The sequence below is a fragment of the Moorena sp. SIO4E2 genome (assembly GCF_010671945.1).
Taxonomy (GTDB): domain Bacteria; phylum Cyanobacteriota; class Cyanobacteriia; order Cyanobacteriales; family Coleofasciculaceae; genus Moorena; species Moorena producens.
In genome coordinates, this window is sequence record NZ_JAAHIE010001098.1 from 1 (window position 1) to 1,721 (window position 1,721).

Annotated in this window: 2 protein-coding genes and 1 pseudogene; 1 reads left to right on the forward strand and 2 read right to left on the reverse strand. The window is 42.2% G+C overall.

Annotation, left to right across the window (positions count from 1 at the left end; genetic code table 11):
• Positions 1 to 333: 333 nt before the first annotated feature.
• Complete coding sequence (locus F6K37_RS41050; RefSeq protein WP_008191653.1) at positions 334 to 699, forward strand: LapA family protein; 366 nt, start codon at positions 334 to 336, stop codon at positions 697 to 699.
• A gap of 309 nt (positions 700 to 1,008) precedes the next feature.
• Here the strand turns inward: F6K37_RS41050 and F6K37_RS41055 are convergent, their stop codons facing one another.
• Both F6K37_RS41055 and F6K37_RS41060 read right to left on the reverse strand, forming a co-directional pair.
• Entirely contained in the window at positions 1,009 to 1,353 is a 345-nt protein-coding gene (locus F6K37_RS41055; protein ID WP_287257039.1) for a hypothetical protein, read from the reverse strand.
• Between the two features lie 157 nt (positions 1,354 to 1,510).
• Positions 1,511 to 1,721 (reverse strand): annotated as a pseudogene (locus F6K37_RS41060) (hypothetical protein); the annotation flags it as partial.

The window sequence follows — 1,721 nt, forward strand, 5'->3', positions numbered from 1 at the left end:
TCTCATTTGCTACATCCAAGCCCCCTAAATCCCCCAATTTTGGGGGACTTTTAGAAGCAAATTGACTCTTGTTCCCCCCAAAGTTGGGGGGCTAGGGGGGCAAAATTCAGTATCAAAAAACTTGGGAGATATCCTCTCAAAACAATCAAACTGTTTTTGCCCACCCTATCAGCGTGTGGTGTATCAGACGAATTAAAGTAGGGTGGGCAAAGTAATATAATCATTAATACTCAAAACAATCAAACTGTTTTTGCCCACCCTACAAGCTGATAGCTGACCGCTCACGGCTGAATGCTTACGATCTAGGGGATTACCAAGGAGTGAGTTGAGACTATGCGCTTATTATTTTTGATTTCGGGCTTCGTGATCGGCTTAGCTATAGCAGCTATCTTATTCGCCCTCCAAAATAAAACCATTGTGCCGGTCAACTTTGGGGTTTGGACTATAGAAGAACCCTTATCTATAGTGATTCTTTTAGCTCTATCTATGGGCTGTTTAACTGGTTTATTAATCTCCACACCTACCCTAATCAACCAAAGTCGTAAACTAGCTCGGCAACGGAAACGGATTAATGAGTTAGAGCAGGATTATAATGAAACAATAGTAAATATTGATAACCAACGCAAAAGAATACAGTACTTGGAAGATAGTTTGAAAACTAAGATAGGTGCGTCATCAGCAGAATCTGAGCCGCAATAGCTGGAAAAATAAGCATTCAGCGGTCAGCGGTCAGCGGTCAGCGGTCAGCGGTCAGCAGATTTAACTCAGATTAAACAAATGCTTACCTCTTTCTTTTATTCTAAATGCTTTCGTGATCAATAAGAATGTGCATAGCCCATAAATAAACTGTTCGCGTTCGCGGAGCGTGGCCATTCGCGTAGCGTGGCCAACGGCCAAGGCCAAGCGTGCGCGTAGCGCTAATCGCTGTTCGCTGTTCGCTGATAGCTGATAGCTGATAGCTGATAGCTGATAGCTGATAGCTGGTAGCTTACCTTTTACTTACCTATTTTAACTACTGATCAAGGATTCAAACTCAGCTTTTAATGATTCAAAATCTGCCACCCTTGACACCAGTAAATTATCCTTACCAGCATCATTTAATCGTTGTTTCCAATAACTGATGATTTCTGGGTGATTCATCCAGAATTCAATGACACTGTCTACAGCTTGATCTATACCCCAATCTGCCTGGGAGGGAAGGGTTTCAGCTGATTCAATTAAAGCATCAAGGGTACACTGATAAGTACCTAAGTATTTCAGTTTTGGTGGGACTTTTCTCTGACTCAACGTCTGTTGATGATTGAAAAAGTCTAGGACAGGAGATACTCCTAAGATTTCAAAGGTGTATTTCATAGGTTGAATACCTTCCTTTTTACCAGTTATCCTTTTTACCAGTTACCTCAACCTTTCCAGGCAAGGTCATCAAGATTGGTAGATTTTTATGAGTTTTATGTTCTGTGTTCTGGATAAGAACTCTGACTGTTGACCAATCCTATAGAACTGCTATGCACTAAATAATAAAGGAATTGTTAAATTGGTTTTGTAGTAATTGTAACACAATGTTATAGCCTGTAGCACAAGGGATCTCGGAACAGGGAATCGGGAATCGGGAATCGGGAATCGGGAATCGGGAATCGGGAATCGGGAATCGGGAATCGGGAATCGGGAATCGGGAATCGGGAATCGGGAATCGGGAATCGGGAATCGGGAATCGGGAATCG